This is a genomic window from Deinococcus humi (assembly GCF_014201875.1).
Taxonomy (GTDB): Bacteria; Deinococcota; Deinococci; order Deinococcales; family Deinococcaceae; genus Deinococcus; species Deinococcus humi.
The window spans coordinates 80,808-96,973 of the sequence record NZ_JACHFL010000019.1 but is presented as its reverse complement, the minus strand read 5'-3'; the positions used below and the strand labels follow the sequence as shown (position 1 = coordinate 96,973).

The following is a 16,166-nucleotide window of genomic DNA, read 5'->3' as shown; positions in this document are numbered from 1 at the left end:
GTCTCTCTCGCTCTTTCACGTTCACTTGTCATGCTGCCCGCCTCGCTTGAGGCTCAGAAAAGATACAGGGCATACCAACAACTGTCAACCCCCCCTCGCCATGTGCTCTTCAAGTCCGCTGCAAGAGCACCGTTTCCTGCACCTTCAGTCCCTGATCCAGCGCGTCCTGGGCGTGCTTGCGGGCGGCTTCCAGATCATGGTCCCGGAAGTTGCCGCACTCCAATTCACTGACGCCAGGGATAGGGCGGTGGTGTGCGGCAGTGTCCTGTAAGGCTGCCTCGAAGGCTCTAAGAACACCTTGCTCATCCGGTTCGCCGATCACCGCCATGTACATGCCGGTGCGGCAGCCCATTGGGGACACATCCACAACGTCACTCAGGTGATCGCGCAGGTACCCGGCCAGCAGATGTTCCAGGGTATGAATGGCGGCGGGTTCGATGGCACCCGCGTTAGGCTGAAGCAGCCGCAGATCGTACTTGCTGATGCTGTCGCCGCGAGGGGTGGTCTTGACCCCGGCCAGCCGCACGTAGGGAGCCTTAACTTTGGTGTGGTCCAGATCAAAGGATTCGACGTTTGCCATGCCCTCTATTGTGGCCTTCCCTTAACCAGCGGAAGGTGGCAGGCGGATGAAGCGCGTCCGTGTCCGTCCCTTTCCTGGAACACAGTCCATATACTGCGCGGCGTGCCGACGTTGACCGACCGTGCTTCCCACGCCTCCTACTGGCTGCCGCTGCTGATCGCTGCCTTGCTGATCATCGCGGACCAGGCGCTTAAGGGCTGGGCCCTGGCAAACCTGCAAGAGGGTGCCCCCGCACGGGTGGTCATTCCGGGCGTGCTGGAGTGGTTCCTGACCTTCAACACCGGGGCAGCCTGGAGCATGTTCAGCGGCAGCGCAGCTCCTCTGGCGCTGGGACGCCTGCTGGTGGGGCTGGGCATTCTGGTCTATCTGTACATACGCCCGCAGCAGCGCTTCCTGAGCGTGGTGCTGGCCATGATCTCGGCAGGAGCCATCGGCAACGCTCTTGACGGCCTGCGCTTCGGCAAGGTCACGGACATGATTCATGCGCCCCCGCTGAGCGCCATCACGCGCGCCATTGGACAGGGCGACTTTCCAATCTTCAATATTGCCGACAGTTGCGTGGTGGTGGGGACCATTGCCCTGCTGATCGGCAGCTTCGTGGTGGACCGCAAACCCAGGGCCAGGCACGGCGCCCCCGAAGACAATGGGGTCAACAGAGAGCCCTGAAGGCCCGAACTGAAAAGAGGAAGTACAAAAGGCGCCCCCTCCGATCTGGAGGGGGCGCCCTTTTAAATCCTGAGTTCAGGTCAGGCTCTTGCGGCACTTCGAGCAGACCCGCAGGCGCAGGCTGACGCCCGCACGCGTGACCATCAGGGGCTGGAGGTTGGGTTTCTGGACCCGCTTGGTAACGCCAGTGACTTTGCGGCCCACGCCGCCCGCCGCACGGGCCTTACCCCGGCGGATGACCGAATTCACGACAATCGGTCCCTTTCCGCATACTTCGCATACTTTCGCCATGTTGGTTTCTCCTTGATCCGCGTCGGATTTTTGCTGTGACCGGGGGCCTGCGCTGGGCCGCGCTGCTGATGAGCGGGCCTGACACCACGCCGGACGAAATCCGACAAGCCTTGCGACTCTAGCACACCCAGGAGTCTTCGGGGAAGTGGAGGGATGGCTCTAGCCCCCCTTAGCCCAGGGCCTTGACCTCCTCTCGCAGAGCTTCGAGTTCTCCGTCCAGTTCAGTGGCCCGCCTCTTCGCATTTTCCAGACGCCTCCCCTCCTGTTCGGTAAAGCGGGTATACGGGCTGATGGCGTCACGCAGGCGGGCGTCGGCACGTTCCTGTTCACGCTCGTATTCGCGGCGGACAATGGTTTCCAGGGCGGCACGCAGCCCTTCCACCTTGGAGCGCAGTTGCCGGTGCGCCTGCAGCCGTTTGTTGGGCAGAACAAACAGGCCCAGACTGCCCAGCGTGAGGCCGGCCAGGATGCCGCCGGTAAAATCCAGCGCCGACGCACCGATCAGGGCGCCCAGGCCCGCACCGATCCCCAGCCCCCCGACCAAGCCACCCACCGCCCCCTTCATGGCGTCCTCGGCATCGCGGGCCAGCTGGCGGGCCAGTTCGTTTTCAGTCACGTTCTCCAGGTGATCGTGGGCACTTCCAGCAATGCTTTCCAGCAGTGATCCCCGGTCATAGGCGAAGCGGGTCCGCGCCACCTCATTCGACGGCTGACGGCGGATCAGGAAGGCCTGCACGTCCTCCCAGAAATGCAAATTGGCCTCTACAAAGCGGTCGATCATGCTGCCGAACTGGCGATCAATTGCGCCCGGCAGATCGGCTACCGCATCAGTCCGGAACTGCTCTTCCATCTGACGGCTGTTCAGCAGGCCCCGGATGTTGCCAAAACGCAGTTTGTCATCGATAAAGCGGTCTGCGCGGACCTCGAATTCGGACAGCAGGCGGGCCACACGGTTGAGCTGGCCGTCCAGTTCGCCCAGCATGGTGACCCGGTGGTGCTCACGCTGGGCCTCCAGATCACGCAGGATGCTCAGGTCTTCTGTAAGGGTCTGTCGGGCCGCCTCGGCGCGGGTCACCTCACCAGAGAGCAATTCTGCTGCCGTCCCCAGCGGACTCTGCAGCTTGAGCCGGGTGCGCTCGGTCTGTGACAGCCGCATCTTCAGAACCTCGCGCAGGGCGTGGAAACCGGGATCGCCGCCGCGTTGCTCGGCCCGCGCACTGATCAGGAGCACCGGCGGCGTCAGCCCCAGCACGCCGCGCGCCCCGGTCTCTACAAATTCGCGCACCTGTGCTTTCTGCTCCTGGGTCTCGAGCAGGTCAGCCTTGTTGACCACCATGATCACCGAGCGGCCCCAGCGGGCGGCCAGACTCAGGAACTGACGTTCGGACTCAGTAAAGGGACGATCCGAGCTGGTCAGGAACAACACCAGATCGGCACGCGGCAAGAAGCCCTCAGTCAGCGCCTGATGCTGGCGGATGATCGCGTTGGTGCCAGGGGTGTCCACCAGCGCCACGCCCTCCAGGCTGGGCAACGGGTAGGTCAGGCGGCTGACGAAGGAATCGCGGGTGGGCTCCATCTGCCCGGCCCGCTCGCCGTGGACGAGGACGTAGATGCGGTCAGTGGTGGGCGTGACCCCTTCAGGCAGCACCTGCGCGCCCAGTAGGGCATTGACGAAGCTGCTCTTACCCGCATTGAATTCGCCCACCACCACCAGCAGAAAGGTTTCATCGAGCGAACGGGCCGCCGTGCGGGCGTGTTCGATGACCTCGGGCGGCGCCCCCTGAAGTTCCAGAAAAGATTGAAGATCCGAGAGCAGCGCGCGCTCCCGCGACAGCAGGGCCTGAACCTGCGCGTTGATCAGATGGGGGGCCTGCATGGAGGAAGTGTAGAGCCTCCACGCCTATGCAGGCGTGAAGGCTCAGGGAGAAAAAGGCACTCAGTTGGCGACGATCTTGCCCAGGTTGGTGGGATACACCGAAATGGTGTATTCGTCGGTGGCATTGGGCAGACGCAGGGTGGTGCCAGCAACCTTGCGGGTGGTAGCGAGGTTGAGGGTAACGCTCGACACAGGATTGGTGGCCGAGGCAGCCAACCCGTTGGCAGCTGTGTAGGTGAACATGGTGTAGGTGTTCGAGCTGGTCGTGAAGCCTGTGGTTGCCGTGGTTGGAGCAATGTAATCGGACAGAATGTTGGCGCTGTTGCCCGTCGGTACAGTGGGGGGCGTGGTGGGGGGCGTGCCTCCGGTCCCAGGGGCGATAGTCCCCCGGTATTCGGCCAGAATCCAGGTTTCTGCGTTGGTATCGTCTGGTCCAGGATTTCTCCAGCTTCCTACACCCGTCCCTGCGACCCACACGGAACGCTTGACCGGATAATAGGCCAGGAAACGGTAACAGCCGTCCTGGCCGCTCGTGCTGGTAGATGCACCACTGGCGCAGCTCAGAGTGACATTCTTGGGCGGCAGGACCATCGCCAGAATAGGATCAGTGCCCACCAACCAGGTGTTGCCCCCCGCAGGCTTCTGGGTCAGAGCGGTGCCCGTCATGTTGAGTGTCAGCCCGGGAGGATAGACGTACCACGCTTCTTTCAGCTTTCCGGCAATGAGCTGCTGGGCATTCAACACATCCTGCTGCATCTCGGCGCGGCTACTCGACTGCGTAGAGACCTGACTCCCCTGGGTAAAGATATTCAGGAGTGCCGTCAGGACAATGCCGATTAGAACCATGCCAACGAGTAGTTCTAGTAGGGTGAATCCCGCCTGTGTCAATTGTTTCATTGGGGCCTCAGTACGTCCAAGGTAAGGACGATGTCCTGTGTGCCGGTGTTAGAACTGACGATCAAGCGCCGCATCGGGTATGTAGCGCCACCAGTCATCTGTACAACGGGCTGGGCCGCACAGGTTGCCGTGATGGTGACATTGGTGCCGCTGGGAGCACTAATGACCGTTCCACTGGCATTAATAGGCTGCGCCCTGGTATTGAGGTTGATGTACTTGGCGCTCAAGCCATTGAGAGAGACTGAGGATGATGGCGCGCAGGCCCGTTCGTAGTTCGAGGATATTACTCCGCCTGACGTATCAGCCCATGCCCCCCGAATGCTCTCCAGAACCTGCTGGGCGCGGCTGGCTGTGTCGAGTTGACGTTGACTCTGACGGTTGAGATTCAGACTGCCTGTCATGGTTGCCGTCAATACCGATGCGAGAATTCCCAGGAGAGCAATAGCGACGAGAATCTCGATGATGGTAAAGCCCTGTTCTCTACCCCTACAGCGATCCTGTCTGGTGCCTTTCACGCCCGTCATTTAGGATCCTGCCTTCGTCAGAATGACCTTCCCAGTCACACCAACAATCCTGATTTCGAGATCGCTGATCCCATTGATGGGACTTCGGACAGTGTAGACGCTTCCTGTTGCTCCGGCCCCCAGTTCGCCGTAGGGGGCCTGATAGGTCACGTTGGTCGTTGCCCCACTACCACAGGTCGTCTTGCAGATCACCTGTGCACCGTTTGGCAGCACCTTCTGGACCGTATCGACCTTATAGACCGTTCCTCCGCTAATGCCGGGCAAAACGAGTACAACGTCCGTGCTGCCCCGCTGCGCCTGGGAACGAGCACGCCGAAAGTCAGTGGCCACCTGGGTGGCAGCTTCGCGCAACTCTGCCGTACGTATACTGCGAATCAAGTTAACTCCGAAGATTCCAGTGAGGATGGCAATGATGGCCAAGACGACCAAGATTTCAAGTAATGTGAATCCTTGACTGTCGCGGTTCATTAGTAATCCTTCGCAGAAGCCTGCTTCCAAGTCAGGTTGCCAAGACGCTTCTGCGTATTGAGAGCATCAGTTCCGCCCCAAATCTGCACGATGGGCGATGAGGGCAGGATATCTTTTCTCAAGCGATTGTCGAAGGAGAAATCATCGCCATAGCCGCTACTGAATGTCACATTGCCATTAGATAGTCCCGCCACGCCGTTCAGACCATATCGGTCCTCTACAACACTTCCAATAACATGACGTGACCCCTGGACTCTACGCGTACTGTAGTTCTCAACATTGAAAGAGCCTTTACTGGCCATAATGGCTGCGTGATACGTTGCCTCACCCTGTGTTAGCTTGCTCATGACGATGTCTCTGTTGGGTGTGAAAAGTACCAATGCATTGGTAGGTTCCGAGTTACCAGTCTTAGGACATCCTTGCTGGGACCCACTGTTGTCACAAGGAGTGTTAGACATGGTAAGGTCAGTATCAAGTGTGATCTTTTGATTGGAAGTCACGTTTATTTTGGCGAATGAAGCCAACGCAGGCGGCATCTTGCTTACATCGGCCGTTAAACTCATGTCCTTCCTCAATGGTCCGGAGACCGTAGTGTCATTGGTGCTATAAATAACTCCATTAAAAGTTTGACCGGTTGGAAGCCAGCTATCTCCCTGTTTGCGATAAAGCAGCTTATCACTACCGAATCTAAATTCTCTAGAAACTTCCTTATCTTCAGGATGGATTTTATAGTAAGTCTTCGTACCAATATTGTAGGTAGCTTTTTGGCTCAAGGGCCAAGTATCATATAGCGCTTTATCTACTTCTATCCATTTTTCATCATATCCACTTCTGGTGGTTTTATTAATTCGTATATACTGATAAGTGGGACTAGGCTCAATCCACTTTGAGCTGTCGCCATCATAGTTATTTAGTGGCGCTCCATTATTATCACCTGCCACCAATTCGACGCCTGCCTCACCTGAATTCAATACAAGGCCACTTTGAGTTGCGTCAGCTAGTTGGTCAGTACTGTTGACAGGAAGGGGCTGATAGGTCTCAGTAAAACTGACATCTTTGAGACCAGTGGCAGTAAATTTTGTTCCCTGATTGACCAATCCAGTTTTGAGAGAGGCATTGATCTGATCAATCCCACCAGCAACAGCACCACTAGATGCCTTGACAAGTGTGTTCACACCACCATAAAACCCCGGTCCATCACTTTTAGCGCAGTCGGTGCCCACCGGTGTAGAAGCAAGCGGAAAGGTAGTACACCCAACGCTCCTGACTTTTCCCTTAAAGACTGCCTTGTTCACATTGAAAAGCATCCTGATTTTTTGGTTGGTGAAAAAGTCACCGTCAATAACATCATTATAAAAGCCACCATCATCAGAAAGCCATTGATTAATAAACAACACGTTATCGAAGGGGTTCGGCACCGTGATCTCAAACCACCAGTCACCATTGTTTGTTCTGGATGCAGCCAAGTACCTGGTACCTCCACCAGCGCTGCCCTTCACGGCAACGTTGCTGGCCCCGAGGTAAAAGCGGTACCGACGCTCAGTGAGCTTTACTACCCGCAGTGGGCGAATGTCGTACTTGACACTGCCCAAAGTGACATTGTTCAAATTGGCAAGCCACCAGTTTTGGAGATCAGCCCGCGTGGCACCCACGGCAGGCCGCTCTGAAACGGGCAACTGAGTGTAAGCGACCGGCTTAACAGCGTCCGCCATGACGCTGTACGAGTCAGCAGTTGGAGCGGCGGTGGCCACGCACTGCACCGCAAGAGGAAAAACATCTGCGTCCCCTGATTCACGAGGCGTTGCGAATTCGTTGGTAGCTATCCAGGGATTGAGGACACCGCTCTGACCGCAAAAGGCCTTGGCGTCATTGTCAACCGCCGTCGGTAGAGTGCCCGTGGGCATCTGAAGATTTGTAATGGTATTCCCACCCGCATCAGTCCAGTTAGTACTCAACAGGTTCTGATAGTCCCTGAACCGGCCTCTCACCACGCTGATGTTCGATTCCGCCGCGTATTGTGCAGTCAGGGTGGCTGCCTGATCAGAGGTGTTCTGCCGGCTGCTCAGGCTGAGTTGCAACGTAGCGGCCAGGATGCCGGCCAGCAACAGCAGGGTGAACAGAACAACGACAATCATTGTCATGCCCTGCGTAGCCCAGGCACGCTCCATGTGGAGGGGATCGTTCGCAAGGTTGGGCGGCGCCTTCCCGGCAGATGGCGAAGAGAGAGGGTGGCGAGACATGGCCTCAGTCTGCCCCCACCCCCCTGGCAAAACCATTACCTGATCGGGGTTGCCTTACCCCCCGAATGTAGGTCCTCCGAAACAGTCTCCCTATATTGAAGCGTCTCCACAACAAGGTCACTCTAAAGCGGCCCTTCCCATCAGATACAGCTCCAGAATCTGCACAGCCGCCGCTTCGTCCTCATCGGCAGCCCCAAGATCACGGGCACGGCGAGTGGTGAAACGCTCGTCTTGAAAGGCGACCACATAGCCCTGCTCGGTCAGGATCTTGCCGAAAGCGCGTACCCGGTCCGCCGAAGGACTATGCGCACCATCGGTTCGGAGGGGCAGCCCCAGCAGCAGCAGCCCTGCCCCCGTCTCTCTAACTTTTAGGCGCACGGCTTTCAGATCCAGCGGCAACCGTTTGCGGTCCACACTCCCGCGTCCAAAGGCCAAGCGCCCAGCGTTCACCGCAAAGCCGATACGCGATTTGCTCACGTCCAGAGCCAGCACGGTGGGCAGATCGTCGGAGGCGGTGGGCCGTTCGTCGCTCATTTGCGCGAGTGTACCGAAATGAACGCTAGGCTGAGCTCCATGACCCAGGACAGCGTGATCCTCTCGCAGACCCGCGTGGGCGTCTGCACCTTGACCCTTAACCGCCCGGACAAACTGAACGCAGCCAACGACGAACTGTTGCTGACCCTCACCACCGAGTTGAGGAGGGCGGAGGCTGACGCCGCCGTGCGCGTCGTGATCCTCACCGGTGCGGGGCGTGGCTTCTGCGCCGGTCAGGATCTCGGTGACGTATCAGGCCGCGACATGACATTCACCGAGCACCTGAACCACACCTACAACCCTTTGATCCGCACCATTCGCACGCTGGACAAACCGGTCATCAGTGCAGTCAACGGCGTGGCAGCGGGTGCTGGGGCCAGTCTGGCCCTGGCCGGGGATATCCGCCTGTGGGCACAGTCCGCCCGGCTGATCGAGATTTTCTCGAACATCGCCCTTGTCCCCGATTCAGGCAGCACCTGGTTCCTGCCGCGGCTGGTAGGCTATAGCCGCGCTTTCGAGCTGATGGCTTTTGCCGAGCGCGTGGACGCTGAGACAGCCCTGAAGCTGGGCCTGTGCGAACACGTGTTCGCCGATGAGACGTTCATGGACGACGTTCAGGCCTATGCCGAGCGGCTGGCCCAGCGTCCCGCGAATGCCCTGAAATTGACCAAACAGGCACTCGGCGCCGCGCTTACCTCCACGCTGGACGAGGCACTGGATCAGGAGGCTGCTTTGCAACAGCTGGCCGGGGATCACTGGGAACACCAGGAGGGCGTGACAGCCTTCAAGGAAAAACGCGCACCTGATTTCGTGCGCGCCAAGGATTGAATTGAGAAGGGCAGCCAGGGCAGGCTACCTCTAATTCACATATCCAGCGGATCGGGGTCCTCGCTGGCGCGCTTGCCCTCTTTCATCGTGTTGCTGTGACGGAAAACCTTATCGCGCTCGGCCTCCAGGGCCACGCCGGCGGTTTTGTCTCCCGGCTCCAACAACTCGTCCGAATGCTGCACTGTGGGGTCGGGCGAGGTGTAATCACCCTGCGAGGCGTCGTGATGGCTCCGGTCCGTCTGGTTCAGATCAATCTCGCCGCGCTGCTGTTCCAAGCGTTCTTTGTCGGGACGGGGGTTGGTCATGGGGGAAATCTCCTGCTGGAAAGAGGTCTGCTGAGGATGGGGAACGGCGGAAGGAATGTTGGGCTCGGTGGCCCCTGTGGAGACGGTTGTCTCAGTGAAAGGTGGGCGGTTGGTCTGACTGGCCTGATCGGTGCTGATCTTCCCCACGCCATCCGGCGAGTAGACGGTCATCTCCCCTTCCGCGTGCGGGTCCTCGCCCAGTTCGCTGATCAGACGCTCGCGGGCACTGATCTCCTCCTCTGTGCGGCGGATCTCATCCTGGATGCCACTCAGGGTGTCCTTCTCAGCACCCGCGTGGTAGGCCCGGCCCAAACGGGCAAAATGACCGTCCACTTCACGGCCCAGCTGAAAGATTTCCAGGCGCAACCTCGCCACCTGCGCGACTTCCTCGCCCCGGCGCTGCACACGTTCGGCGCCGCGTTTAACAGAGTTCAGAATGTTATCCAACATTGTTTCAGTGTGCGCTGCTTGATCTCTCGGGGGGTGAGGGCAGGTTTAGAGATTCTGAGCCGGGCGAAGCACAGCGGCGGAGCGCGATGCGTTCGTTCTATGGCGGCAGTCTTCTGCGGGTGACCCTGCCCCTCCTAAAGGAGTGAGACTGCTGTCAGCCCCTCCTCTCCATCCCGGAAGCATTCATATGAGGGCAGCCACAGGCGAACTCAACCCACTGTCTTTCCGCAGTTCCGTTCCTTCCCGCTCAGATGTCCCTGTTTTTGGGACAGCCAGGGCTCTAAGCCGGGAGGAATAAGAAGAGGCCGCGATCATTGATCACGGCCTCACTTTTTCTACTCTGGCGGAACGGGAGGGATTCGAACCCTCGATAGAGTTGCCCCTATACACGCTTTCCAGGCGTGCTCCTTCAACCACTCGGACACCGTTCCAACGTTGCCGCCGCCCAGCGGCGCGCGCACAGCAGAGTAGCGGGTCAGGAGGCGAAAATCAAACAGCAGCCCGGATGGCGTGGCCATTCTTCCCGCACCCGGTCCAATCTTCCGGCGGACCACTGCAGGCGGGCTGGGGCCTACAATCACGGGTGTGATTGTGTCCACCCCTCTGCTCGTGCTCTCGGCGGTGCTGGTTTCCTACCTGATCGGGTCCATTCCAGCGGCGTCGTGGCTGGCCCGTTCGCGCGGCGTCGACATCCGCAAGGTGGGCAGTGGCAACAGCGGCGCGACGAACGTGCTGCGCTCGCTGGGCAAGGGTCCGGCATTTGTGGTGGCCGTGTTCGACATCCTGAAAGGAGCGCTGGCGATCTGGCTGGCCCGCGCCCTGCACCTGCCCTCGGAATGGGTGGGGATTTGCGGGGTGGCCGCCGTGATCGGACACAACTTCAGCCCCTTCCTGCGCTTCCGGGGCGGCAAGGGCGTGGCGACCTCGTTCGGCACCATCACCGTTCTCGATCCAGTGGCCGGTGCGGGGGCTTTCGTGCTGGGTGTGGCGGCCATGTGGCTGACCCGCTTTGTCAGCGCGGGCAGCATCCTGGGAGCGCTCACGGCGGCGATCGTGGTGGTGGCGCTGGGGCGACCCGGCTGGCTGACACTGGTCATCCTGTTCCTGGCCGCGCTGCTCATCTGGCAGCATCGCTCCAACATCGGGCGGCTGACGGCAGGCAAGGAATCACGGCTGGGCGAAAAGGTTCGCTGAGTCGCGGAGGCCGGGTGGGCGACTGCGCTATCCTGAGCGCGTCTTACAATCCACGCCCACCTCACCGGAGAACACAGATGCCCGTCAGGATCAGGATTTACGGCAAGGAAGCCACCTTCTCGCAGGGCTGCTGGGACTGCGACGACGACAGTTTGCAGGCCATGCTGCAGGGCATGGCGGACCCCCGCGCCGTCACCGAAGCGCAGGAGCGCGAGCATGCCCTGTACGCCGCTGGCCGCTTTGGCGGACTCATCGCCACGCCGCTGGGCTGGGAAGCCGCCCCCCATCCCGAGGCCGAGATCAAGCTCGAAGACTTCGCCCCCGGGCCGCGCCCCGAGAGGGCCGGGTGGCTGAGCTTCCTGCGCAAGAAGAAGTGAGTGGGAGGCACACGCCCTAGCCAGCCCGCTTGACCGTCCTGCCAGCAGCCTCTACCCTGCGTGCATGAGCCGCGCCGCCCTCACGACGATGACCCCGTAGCGGCGGCCTGCCCGATCAGCGCCGCCCGCAGACTGCGTGGCGGATTTTTTGTTTGAAGAGGAGACCAATCATGCGCGTAGCCATTGTGGGAGCCACCGGAGCCGTTGGACACGAGTTGATGAGCGTGTTGGAAAAGAGCAGCCTGAACTTCGACGAATTGCTGCTGTTCGCCTCGCCACGTTCGGCGGGCAGCAAGCTGACCTTCAGGGGTCAGGAATTGACCGTGCAGGTCACCCCCGATGGGGCAATCGACGCCGACGTGATCCTCGCCTCGGCGGGCGGCAGCATCAGCAAGGAAAAGGCCCCGGCGTGGGTGGCGGGCGGCGCGGTGGTGATCGACAACTCCAGCGCCTTCCGCTACGACGCGGACGTGCCGCTGGTGGTGCCGGAAGTGAACGGCGAGGCCGCGCTGCGCCACAAGGGCATCATCGCCAACCCGAACTGCACCACGGCGGTCGCCGTGCTGGCTGTGGCCCCGATTCACCGCGAGTTCGGGGTCAGGCGCATGATCGTCTCCACCTATCAGGCCACCAGCGGTGCGGGCCAGAAGGGGATGGACGAGCTGTTGGAGCAGACCCACATGGTGCTGCACGGCAAGGAGGCCAGCAATGAGGTGTTCGCCCACCCCATTCCCTTCAACGTCATCCCACACATCGACGCCTTTCAGGACAACGGCTACACCAAGGAAGAGATGAAGGTGGCCTGGGAGACCCGCAAGATCATCGGGGACGATTCGCTGAAGATCAGCTGCACGGCAGTCCGCATTCCCACGCTACGGACGCACTCCGAGGCCATCACGCTGGAACTGGAGCGTCCCGCCACGCCGCAAGCGGTGCGCGCTCTGTTGTCCCGCTCTGCCGGGGTGGAAGTGCGCGACGATCCGGAGGGCAAGGTGTATCCCATGCCTCTGACCGCCAGCGGCAAGTACGACGTGGAAGTGGGCCGCATCCGCGAGTCGCTGGTCTTTAACGGCGGCATCGACCTGTTCGTGGCCGGCGACCAGCTGCTCAAGGGCGCGGCCCTGAACGCCGTCCAGATCGCAGAGTACCTGCAGGAGCACGGCGCATTGAAGGCAAAGCAGCGGGCGTAGCGCTGACTGCAAGGAAAGCCGCTGGGAGATCCCCGGCGGCTTTACCTTTCAGCTGCTCGCTTCAGCGCCCAGCAAGCGCCATGCGTCCACGTCCAGCAGGCCGCGCGGCGTGAGCTTAAGAGCTGGAATGACGCTCAGGCCCAGGAAACTGAGGGTGGTGACGGGATAGGGCAGCGTGCAGCCCAGGGCGCGGGCGGCAGCGGTGACCTCGTTCAGGCACGCGGCTGCCTGCTGGGGGGGCAGATCGGTCATCAGGCCCGCGTAGGGCAAGGGCAGACTGGCCTGCACCGTGCCGTCCACGACCACCACCGCGCCGCCGCCGATCTCCTGCAGAGCGCGGCCCGCCGCCCGCACGTCCTCGTCGCTGCCCCCCAGAAAAGCGGCATTGTGCGCGTCGTGCAGGATGCTCAGGCCCAGCGTGCCCCGGCGGCCCATCCCCGTGCCAGAGGTCCAGCAGGCGGCCCGGTAACCGCGCCCATAACGGTCCGCCACCACCATGCGGGCCTCGCCGCTGCCAGGTGCGCCCCGGCCCGTGGTGATCTGATCTGGGAACACCTGCATCACCGGCCAGTGGGAGGGCACGTCGAAGGAGGCCGTGTCCCAGTCGGTCCCGAGGTCCACGCCGCCGCCATCCAGCGGTGGGGTGACATCACCGGGCCGGGCCTCCTCGCCGGAAACAAAAGTTGCCAGGACCTCAAAGCTCTGCAGGTCACGCAGCAGCACCATATCCGCGTGGTAACCCGGGGCGATCAGGCCCGAGCTGTGCAGGCCCCAGTATTCCGCTGGATTGCAGGTGACCAGGGCCACCGCGTCCGCCGGGTGCAGGCCGCCCGCTACACACTCTCGCAGCAGGCGGTCGAGGTGCCCCAGTTCCAGCAACTCGTCCACGCTCACGTCGTCGCTGACCAGCATGGCGCGGCGCGGGCGTTCCAACAGGACCGGCAGCAGGGCTTCCAGATTGCGCGCTGCCGAACCCTCGCGCACCATCAGCCACAGGCCAGCGCGCAGGCGTTCGCGGGCTTCCTCGGGTGTGGCGGCCTCGTGATCCGAGTGGAGCCCGGCCGCCGCGTAGGCCAGCAGATCACGGCCATGTACCCCAGCGGCGTGGCCGTCCATTCGCCCGCCAGCGGCGCGGCCCGCTTCCAGAATGGCCCACACTTCAGGGGCACGGCCCAGCACGCCGGGGTAATTCATCATCTCGGCCAGCCCCAGCACGCCTGGGACGCCCAGCATCCGGGCCGTTTCCGCCGCCGTGACGTGGGCACCGCCGTCCTCGAATTCGCTGGCAGGCACGCACGACGGCGCCGAGGCCCAGACCCGCAGGCCCGAGCTTGCTCCTGCCTCCAGCATCCATTCCAGGCCGCGCACTCCCAACACGTTGACAACCTCGTGCGGCTCGGCCACCACGCCTGTCGTGCCGCGTGGCAACACCGCCCGTGCGAAGCCCGCTGGGGTCAGCAGGCTGGACTCAATGTGAATGTGACCGTCCAAAAAGCCGGGGGCCAGGAAGGCGCCGCGCGCGTTGATCACCCGCGCGGCCTTGAAACCCATGCCTGCGCCGCCCAGCGCGGCCACGCGGCCACCGGCGATCACGACATCCGCCTCAAAAATCTCGCGCGTGGTAGGCTGCACCACCCGAGCGCCGCGCAGGAGCAGATCGCCCGCCTCCTCACCCCGCGCCACGCGCACCAATCGCTGCCGATCTCCCTGTCCATCACGTTCAAACTGCATGCGGCAGTTTAGGGGGCCAGCCGGGACGCGAGGCCAACGGCCGCATACCCCGGCTGCCGGGTCTGCCGAGGACTATCCGCCTTTGAACCGTTTCAGCAGCTCCCCGCGTTCCTCCAGCGCGCGCTGAAACAACGCCTGCTGCTGGGCCTGCTGGTAAGCGCGGACGCTGTTCATGCCACTTTTAGGGGTGGGTTGCGCTTCGGTCTTGCCGGGCTTGGGCATCGGCGCCAGCGTCCCGAAACGGCGGGCGCGGAACATTCCAGGGTGCTCCTCGAACACGGCGGTCACGCCGTCGGGCAGGGTGGCCAGATGCAGGGCGAAGGCCTGTTCCTGCGCCAGCTCGGCCTGTCTCGCGCTGCCCCCCAGCTCGGTCAGCAGGCGGTCTATCAGCGCGAAGACCTGCGCAGCGTAGACCTCGACATCGGCGCGGGTGGGCAACTCACCCCGGTGGATCACACGGTTGCGGAAGTCCGCACCTAGTGCGGCAGGTGTCAGGAACTCGGGCTCCCGCCCTTCCCTGAGCAGGTAGGCCAGCGCGAACATGCCCAGTTGCCGTTCGGACTGACTGGCGACGTGCCGCCAGGTACCGTTCAGGGCCGCCGTCGCCTCTCCAAAATCCAGCGCCGTGTCCGAGGCGCGTTCCAGCGCAAACGCGCGCACGTAGAACTCGAAAAAACGTTCCAGCGCCGCCGCGAAACTCGCCACCGCCTCACGGGCGTAACCGTCCATCAGGGCGCGGGTGCCCAGATCGAACAGCACCTCGAACTTCTGCTTACGCACCAGCACGCAGTACCGTGCCCCACAGTACCCGCAGCTCAGGTCATGCACGCTGCTGTCGGCGTACTCGGCGCGGTTCTCACGGCCACAAGTGGGACAGGTGGTGGGGAAGTCCATACGTGGGGTGAGTGTAGGGTGCGGCTACTCCCCGATCACGTAACTCAGGCCGCCACTGTGCGACAGCCACAGCTTCTCGAAGGCGGCGCGCGGGTAGGTGCGCCGCACCGTCTCATTGCTGGGCGCGGCAGGATCGTTCAACACGGGATTGCCCGCCCGGTCGAAGCCGATCAGGACCATCAGGTGGCCGCTGCTGGTGGCGATCGCCGCGCCTGGCAATTCCCCCTTCTTCCATCCCAGGCTGACGGCCAGCGGAATGCCCGCGCCCGTGAACTTCTCGGCGGCGGCCAGGCTGGGCAGACGGGTCACATAGGCGCGCATCCCCAGCGAACCCGCGTAGGCGGTGTTGAACGGCCAGTTGCCGGTGCCGTCATAGGCACGGTCATAGGTTGCTCTGGCCGCCTGGGGCACGGTGACGTCCACGCCGCGCGCGGCCAGGATCATCGAGACGCTCGTAGGGCTGCACCACACCTCGCCGCCGTCCGGATAGATCATCTGCGAACGACCCGGCACCTCATTGATCTTGCCCCACGCCGCCCTGTCGCTGGTTGCCCCCAGCCCGGCAGCCTGACGCGCCCGGTCAGAGGTGGCGAAGGCCAGCAGGCGGGCCGTGGTGCCCCCTCCGCGCAGGGTCAGGCGGTACTGGTACGAGGTGGCTTTCCTGTTCAGCCTCAGCGTGTCGGTCATGACCTGCCCGGAGGCGTCCTTCTGGCCGTTGACGCTACTGCGGCCCTCGGCGCTGCTCCACTGTCCGAACGAGTACCAGCGGGACCAGTCCACGCCCACCCGCGCCCGCACCTCCACGGTGACACTGCCGGCTCCCGGCGTAACGACATTCCATGACGGCACCAGCTCGTCGAAGGCCGGCACAGTCAGCGGGGCTGAGACGAGGGTGCCGCTGGCCGTGCCGGGGGCCAGGGACACGGCCTCGGCATGAAGCTGGACTCCCCGAAGTTCCGCACCCGCCCAGTCGGCGGCCCTCTCGTGGATGGTGGTGGTGCTGCTGGGATACGTCATCGTAAGGGCCCCCGCGCTGCTGGACAGCGCCAGCAGGAGTAGAAGAGTGTTTCGCATGAATGGTGCGACTATGCCGCGCCGGGCCGGGTAGGTGGTGAGGAGCG

The 16,166-nt window shown here is 62.2% G+C and carries 17 protein-coding genes and 1 tRNA gene; 5 read left to right on the top strand and 13 right to left on the bottom strand.

Translation table 11 applies throughout. The annotated features are described in order from the left end of the window. Nucleotides 1–109: 109 nt before the first annotated feature. Entirely contained in the window at nucleotides 110–580 is a 471-nt protein-coding gene (locus HNQ08_RS22880) for an S-ribosylhomocysteine lyase (protein WP_184137233.1), read from the bottom strand. A 90-nt stretch (nucleotides 581–670) separates the two neighbouring features. Here HNQ08_RS22880 and lspA point away from each other — a divergent pair, with 90 nt between their 5' ends. Then, nucleotides 671–1,246, top strand: a complete 576-nt coding sequence (lspA, locus tag HNQ08_RS22875) for a signal peptidase II (protein WP_184137252.1) — start codon at nucleotides 671–673, stop codon at nucleotides 1,244–1,246. A 75-nt stretch (nucleotides 1,247–1,321) separates the two neighbouring features. Here the strand turns inward: lspA and rpmB are convergent, their stop codons facing one another. The 7 genes from rpmB to ruvX form a co-directional block, all read right to left on the bottom strand. Then, nucleotides 1,322–1,537, bottom strand: a complete 216-nt coding sequence (rpmB, locus tag HNQ08_RS22870; protein ID WP_184137231.1) for a 50S ribosomal protein L28 — start codon at nucleotides 1,535–1,537, stop codon at nucleotides 1,322–1,324. Nucleotides 1,538–1,706: 169 nt separating this feature from the next. Next, nucleotides 1,707–3,413 carry a dynamin family protein gene (locus HNQ08_RS22865; RefSeq protein ID WP_184137228.1) on the bottom strand — a complete coding sequence of 569 codons (1,707 nt, stop codon included), beginning with the start codon at nucleotides 3,411–3,413 and terminating at the stop codon, nucleotides 1,707–1,709. Nucleotides 3,414–3,473: 60 nt separating this feature from the next. After that, nucleotides 3,474–4,310, bottom strand: coding sequence for a PilW family protein (locus HNQ08_RS22860; protein ID WP_184137226.1), 837 nt, complete (start codon nucleotides 4,308–4,310; stop codon nucleotides 3,474–3,476). Next, nucleotides 4,307–4,834: a type II secretion system protein gene (locus HNQ08_RS22855; RefSeq protein ID WP_184137224.1), complete on the bottom strand. Its 528-nt coding sequence runs from the start codon at nucleotides 4,832–4,834 to the stop codon at nucleotides 4,307–4,309. The genes HNQ08_RS22860 and HNQ08_RS22855 overlap by 4 nt, the downstream gene beginning before the upstream one ends. Continuing rightward, a complete protein-coding gene (locus tag HNQ08_RS22850; RefSeq protein ID WP_184137222.1) occupies nucleotides 4,835–5,302 on the bottom strand; it encodes a pilus assembly FimT family protein in 468 nt (155 codons plus the stop codon). Then, nucleotides 5,302–7,542 (bottom strand): hypothetical protein, encoded by a 2,241-nt coding sequence (locus HNQ08_RS22845; protein ID WP_184137220.1) that lies wholly within the window; start codon nucleotides 7,540–7,542, stop codon nucleotides 5,302–5,304. Before HNQ08_RS22845 ends, HNQ08_RS22850 begins: the two co-directional genes overlap by 1 nt. 117 nt (nucleotides 7,543–7,659) lie before the next feature. Continuing rightward, nucleotides 7,660–8,076 carry a Holliday junction resolvase RuvX gene (gene ruvX / locus HNQ08_RS22840; RefSeq protein ID WP_184137218.1) on the bottom strand — a complete coding sequence of 139 codons (417 nt, stop codon included), beginning with the start codon at nucleotides 8,074–8,076 and terminating at the stop codon, nucleotides 7,660–7,662. Between the two features lie 39 nt (nucleotides 8,077–8,115). Between ruvX and HNQ08_RS22835 the strand changes: the two genes are divergently transcribed. After that, nucleotides 8,116–8,904: an enoyl-CoA hydratase-related protein gene (locus HNQ08_RS22835; RefSeq protein ID WP_184137216.1), complete on the top strand. Its 789-nt coding sequence runs from the start codon at nucleotides 8,116–8,118 to the stop codon at nucleotides 8,902–8,904. A 35-nt stretch (nucleotides 8,905–8,939) separates the two neighbouring features. On the opposite strand, the gene HNQ08_RS27630 is transcribed toward HNQ08_RS22835, so the two are convergent. Together HNQ08_RS27630 and HNQ08_RS22825 are read right to left on the bottom strand one after the other, a co-directional pair. Next, nucleotides 8,940–9,659, bottom strand: a complete 720-nt coding sequence (locus HNQ08_RS27630; protein WP_229790180.1) for a hypothetical protein — start codon at nucleotides 9,657–9,659, stop codon at nucleotides 8,940–8,942. A gap of 341 nt (nucleotides 9,660–10,000) precedes the next feature. Further along, nucleotides 10,001–10,090, bottom strand: a tRNA-Ser gene (locus HNQ08_RS22825). Nucleotides 10,091–10,247: 157 nt separating this feature from the next. Between HNQ08_RS22825 and plsY the strand changes: the two genes are divergently transcribed. The 3 genes from plsY to HNQ08_RS22810 all read left to right on the top strand — a co-directional run bounded on the left by plsY (nucleotide 10,248) and on the right by HNQ08_RS22810 (nucleotide 12,420). Then, entirely contained in the window at nucleotides 10,248–10,853 is a 606-nt protein-coding gene (plsY, locus tag HNQ08_RS22820; protein WP_425321370.1) for a glycerol-3-phosphate 1-O-acyltransferase PlsY, read from the top strand. A gap of 77 nt (nucleotides 10,854–10,930) precedes the next feature. Next, on the top strand, nucleotides 10,931–11,230 hold the full coding sequence (locus tag HNQ08_RS22815; RefSeq protein WP_184137214.1) for a hypothetical protein: 300 nt from the start codon (nucleotides 10,931–10,933) through the stop codon (nucleotides 11,228–11,230). Between the two features lie 170 nt (nucleotides 11,231–11,400). Next, a complete protein-coding gene (locus HNQ08_RS22810; RefSeq protein WP_184137212.1) occupies nucleotides 11,401–12,420 on the top strand; it encodes an aspartate-semialdehyde dehydrogenase in 1,020 nt (339 codons plus the stop codon). Between the two features lie 48 nt (nucleotides 12,421–12,468). Here the strand turns inward: HNQ08_RS22810 and HNQ08_RS22805 are convergent, their stop codons facing one another. The 3 genes from HNQ08_RS22805 to HNQ08_RS22795 all read right to left on the bottom strand — a co-directional run bounded on the left by HNQ08_RS22805 (nucleotide 12,469) and on the right by HNQ08_RS22795 (nucleotide 16,119). Next, complete coding sequence (locus HNQ08_RS22805; protein WP_184137210.1) at nucleotides 12,469–14,151, bottom strand: adenine deaminase; 1,683 nt, start codon at nucleotides 14,149–14,151, stop codon at nucleotides 12,469–12,471. A gap of 72 nt (nucleotides 14,152–14,223) precedes the next feature. Then, complete coding sequence (locus HNQ08_RS22800) at nucleotides 14,224–15,045, bottom strand: hypothetical protein (RefSeq protein WP_184137208.1); 822 nt, start codon at nucleotides 15,043–15,045, stop codon at nucleotides 14,224–14,226. A gap of 24 nt (nucleotides 15,046–15,069) precedes the next feature. Further along, a complete protein-coding gene (locus HNQ08_RS22795; protein WP_184137206.1) occupies nucleotides 15,070–16,119 on the bottom strand; it encodes a peptidase C39 family protein in 1,050 nt (349 codons plus the stop codon). Nucleotides 16,120–16,166: the final 47 nt, after the last annotated feature.